3 protein-coding genes are annotated in these 4,961 nt (G+C 56.6%); all 3 read right to left on the bottom strand.

The genetic code is table 11. The features are described 5' to 3' along the window. The coding region (locus tag GX108_01235) for a pyruvate, phosphate dikinase (GenBank protein NLO55670.1) at positions 1-2,417 on the bottom strand (2,417 nt) is incomplete at its 3' end. Between the two features lie 32 nt (positions 2,418-2,449). Continuing rightward, on the bottom strand, positions 2,450-3,271 hold the full coding sequence (locus GX108_01230) for a kinase/pyrophosphorylase (GenBank protein ID NLO55669.1): 822 nt from the start codon (positions 3,269-3,271) through the stop codon (positions 2,450-2,452). Between the two features lie 40 nt (positions 3,272-3,311). Then, the coding region (locus GX108_01225) for a glycine--tRNA ligase subunit beta (GenBank protein ID NLO55668.1) at positions 3,312-4,961 on the bottom strand (1,650 nt) is incomplete at its 5' end.

The raw sequence follows: 4,961 nt of genomic DNA, 5'->3' as shown, positions 1-4,961 counted from the left end.
TCATTGACGTACTGGGCCAGGAACTTGCCCTCCGCGTCGTCCCTGGAATAACCGAAGGTCGTCTGGGTGAGGTCGTTGGTCCCGAAGCTGAAGAATTCGGCGAATTCGGCGATGTCCCCCGCGACTAGGGCGGCTCTGGGAACCTCGATCATGGTTCCGACCAGGTAGTGCAGGTCTTCAATTCCAAGCAGCGCAATGACCCTCCCCGCGATGTCTTTTACCATTGACAGGAGTCTCTTCATCTCTTCCCGCGTGCCCACCAACGGCATCATTATATCGGGTCTGACATCTACGCCCTCTTTCTTGAGTTCACCGGCCGCCTCTATTATTGCGGCGATCTGCATCTCGTAGATCTCGGGATAGACGAGCCCCAGCCGGCAGCCCCTGAACCCGAGCATGGGGTTGTTCTCCTGGAGCGACAGGACCCTGGCCAGAACCGTTTCCGCGTGCATCAGGTCCTCCGGCGAAGCCTCGCTGTCGGTCTTGATGGAAGCAATGGTGTCTCTGAGTTCGTGCTCCTTGGGAAGGAATTCGTGGAGAGGAGGGTCGAGCAGCCTGATGGTCACCGGAAGTCCTTCCATGGCCCTGAATATCCCCCGGAAGTCCTCCTTCTGCATGTTCTTGAGGACCTCAAGCGCCCTCACCCGGGACTGCCTGTCCCTGGCGAGAATCATCTCGTGCATGACGGGGAGCCTTCCTGAGGCCATGAACATGTGTTCCGTCCTACAGAGGCCTATACCCCTGGCACCAAAGGACCTGGCCCTTTGCGCGTCGTCGGGGGTATCGGCGTTCGCCCAGACCTCGAGGACCGATATCGAATCAGCGGCATCGAGCAGTTCTCTGAAATCGTCGGTGAAGGATGGCTGGACCAGGGGAACCTCACCGAAGATCACCTGCCCCTTTGACCCATCGATGGTAAGAGTCTCGCCCTTCTTCAAGGTCTTTCCACCAACGGTCATGAAGCCCTTCACGGCGTCGATGACGACCGATTCGCAGCCGGAAACACAGGGTTTACCCAGCCCCCTAGCGACAACGGCGGCGTGGCTCGTCATCCCGCCCCTGCTTGTAAGTACTCCCTGGGCGGCATAAAGCCCATGGATATCATCGGGGGTAGTCTCAGGTCTTACCAGGATAACGGACTGCCCCGACTGGGCCACCTTCTCGGCTTCATCGGCATCGAAAATGGCTATACCTACCGCCGCTCCCGGTGAGGCTGGAAGCCCCTTGGCGGCAACGTCGAAGGCGGCCCCGGGGTCAATCTGCTTGTGAAGAAGCTGCTCAACCTGGTCAGGGGTTACCCTGGACACGGCGGTGGCCGCATCGATGAGCCCTTCGGCATGCATGTCCACGGCGGTTTTCACTGCGGCCTGAGCGGTACGTTTGGCATTCCTTGTCTGCAGCATGTAAAGTTTGCCCCGCTCCACGGTGAACTCGATGTCCTGGACATCCTTATAGTGCTTTTCCAGTAAATCCGCGATCCGGTGGAGTTCACGGTCCGCCCCGGGAAGCCTGGAGCCGAACTCGTCAATGGGGTTCGGAGTCCTTATGCCAGCCACGACGTCTTCGCCCTGGGCGTTCACGAGAAACTCCCCGTAGAGTTTTTTCTCCCCTGTTGAGGGGTTCCGGGTGAAGCAGACACCGGTTCCACAGTCCTCTCCAAGGTTTCCGAAAACCATGGTCATGACGTTGACGGCCGTTCCCAGGTCATCGGGGATTCTGTTGATCCTCCTGTAGGTGATGGCCCTGGGGTTCTTCCAACTGAGGAAGACCGCCTCGACGGACTTCTTGAGCTGGACCCACGGATCGTCAGGAAAGGGTTCGCTTGTCTCCTGCTCCACTATCCTGAGGAACCTGGAAATAACGCCTTTCCAAGCGGATGGGTTGATCTCGAAATCATAGCTTACCCCGAGGTCCTTTTTAACTTGGCGTAGCACGTTCTCGAAGACCTCCCCTTCCAGGCCCAGCACCACGTTGGAAAACATCTGGATGAATCTTCTATAACTGTCGAGGGCGAACCTCTCGTCACCCGTCTCTGCGATAAGGGCCTTTACAGACTCTGCGTTGAGACCAAGGTTCAAAATGGTATCCATCATGCCCGGCATGGAGACCGCTGCCCCCGAACGGACCGAGACCAGGAGCGGATTCTCTATCCCACCAAAGGTCTTGCCAGCCTCCTTCTCGAGATCGATCATGGCGTCCTGAATCTCATCCCAGATCTCGTCCAGGAAGTGTTCGCCTTTTTTGAGGTAACCGAGGCAAGCTTCGGTGGAAATGGTAAAGCCAGGGGGAACGGGGAGGCCGATCTTCAACATCTCCGCCAGGTTGGCCCCCTTGCCGCCCAGAAGCGATTTCTTTTCGGCACTGCCCTCGGTGAAATGAAAAACATGTCTTTTCTTTTCATTCCCGGTTCCTGTCATGCTTTTCGACCTCCACGGCATTTAAGGATTGATCACGCTCTCAGGAAATCAAGAATTTCCTGGGCTGTCTCCTCGATGGCCCTGTTTGTGACGTTGAGGATACGACAACCTATCTTTCGCATGATGCCCCTGGCAAACTGGATTTCCTCTTCCACTCTCTCCCACTGGGCATAGTTGGAGATCTCCGAATCTAGGCCAAGAAGGCGCAGTCTTTCCTTCCTGATGTCCACGAGCTTCTCCGGCTGGACCGTCAAGCCGAATATCCTCTCGGGCGAGATCTCGAAGATCTCCCCGGGGGGCTCCGTTTCGGGTATGAGGGGTACATTGCCCACCATGAAGCCACGATGGGCTAGGTACATGCATAGCGGGGTTTTGCTCGTCCTCGACACTCCCAGGATGACCACGTCGGCCGACAGGAGGTGTTCGGCGCACCTGCCGTCATCGCACTTGATGGCGAATTCAATGGCCTTGACCCTTCGGAAGTATTCCTCGTCCATCCTCCTCATCAAACCGGGCGTCTCGAGAGGGGCATGCCCTAGCCGTCCCTCTAGCATGTCCAGGATCGGCCCAAGGATGTCGATCACGTCCGTTCCCTGGTTGTCTGCCTTCCCTACAAACCAGCGCCTCAGGTCGTGGTCGACAAGGGTGCATACGATCATGGCCTTATCACTCTCGGCATGCTCGAGTACTTCCAGGGCTCTGTCCTTGTTGTTGATGTAGCGGAACCTCTGGAGCGTTATGGCATCCGTGGCGAACTGGCTCAACGCCGCTTTCGCGACATGCTCCGCCGTTTCGCCGGTAAAATCGGAGACCACGAAAATCGACAACGGCCAGCGGTTATCCTCAGCCTCCATCGGCAGACCTCCACGGCTTATTCGATAAATACAGCTATCATCAGGACTTCAAAAGTCCCAGGTCTCCGGACGTCTTGAACAAACCGTCGCATTTTTCTAAAAGGGCTATTCTATTGTTCCTGATACGCTCATCGTTGTCCATCACCAGCACCTTGTCGAAAAAGGCGGAGATGTAGGGTTCCAGCTTCGAAAGGATCTGGGTCAGGCCGTTCCAATCCCACGCTCTCACCGCCTTGTCCACCTGGGGAGAGAGCAGTTCAATGGCCTCAAAGAGTGCCCTTTCTGCCTCTTCGCTGAAAAGGCCCACATCGAGGATATGATCGGAACCCTCGGTTTTCTGGAGAATATTCCTGACCCTGACCGCCGACGTGACCAAACCACCAAACCAGTCGGTCCCCTGGACCTCCTGGAAGGCTTCCAGCAGCTTCAGGGCCTGGTTCGGCCTCGATCCCGCCGCGGAGACGGCCAGCATTGTCAATTCGTGGGAAAAGCCTTTCTCGCGCAGCTGGTTGTGGAGTCTCTGGAGCATGAATCCCAACGCAGATTCCTCCTGCTCTTCCGATAGGCAGCGAGACAGGGAGGAAGCTTCCGCCAGCTCCGCTACATCAATATCCAGGTCCATGCCCCATAGGATCTCGTTGAGCGTCCTGGTGGCCCTCCGTATCCCGTACTGGTCCTGGGAACCCGTTGGCTGGAGCCCCGCCTTGAACCCACCGATGATCGTGTCGATCCTGTCGCAAATGCCCAGGACAGCCCCGATGATGTCCGAGGGCGCCCTGTCGCCGGAGGCTGAGGGCAGATACTGCTCGAAGAGCGCCAGTGCGACCCTGGGATTTTCCCCGTTCCTGGTGGCATACTCACGGCCCATGACGCCCCTCAATTCGGGAAATTCGTAGACCATATTGGTGATGCTGTCCGCTTTAGCGAGAAAGGCAGCGCGATCGATCATCTTCGTCTCCTCGGCCGAAAGGCTCATCTTCTCGCAGAGTGTCCGGCAAAGTTCCCGGACATGGGCTACCTTTTCATAGACCGTCCCGAGTTTCTCGTGATGGACGATCTTCTTGAGGGAGTCCACCCTCGACGAAAGGGGCACCTTCTGATCCTCCTCCCAGAAAAAGGACGCGTCGGAGAGCCTTGCCCTTAGAACTCTCTCGTTTCCCTCTCGCACGATGGACATATTGGTGGCCCGATTATTGCTGACGCCGATGAAGTAGGGTTTCAAATTTCCGGCATCGTCCCTGACAGGGAAGTAACGTTGATGACTCTTCATGGTAGTGATGAGAACTTCCTCCGGGATCTGGAGAAAGGACTGATCGAAGGAACCGTAGAACGGCACAGGGTATTCGACGAGAAAGAGATTCTCTTCGACAAGATCCCCGTCGAGAACCGCCTTGCCACCCATTTCCTTCTCGATGGAGGAGATGCCAGCGAGCATTTTCTCACGGCGTTTTTCCGGATCGACAATGACGAAGTTGTCGTACAGCTTCTCAAGGTACTCGCCTACGTTTGAAACCTCTATCTTCCGGACGCCCATGAAACGATGCCCCCTGGTGAAGCGATCGGAGCTCAGGAGGCCAAAGTCAACCTTCAACAGTTCATTTCCGTAAAGAGCCAGGAGCCATCGGACGGGCCTGGCGAAACGACGAAAGGTCCGATCCCAGTACATGCTCTTGGGAAAGGACAACCTTTT

It is taken from the genome of Thermovirga sp. (genome assembly GCA_012523215.1).
Taxonomy (GTDB): domain Bacteria; phylum Synergistota; class Synergistia; order Synergistales; family Thermovirgaceae; genus 58-81.
Note: the sequence above shows the minus strand (reverse complement) of the source record. Positions and strands in the feature narration are given on the sequence as shown.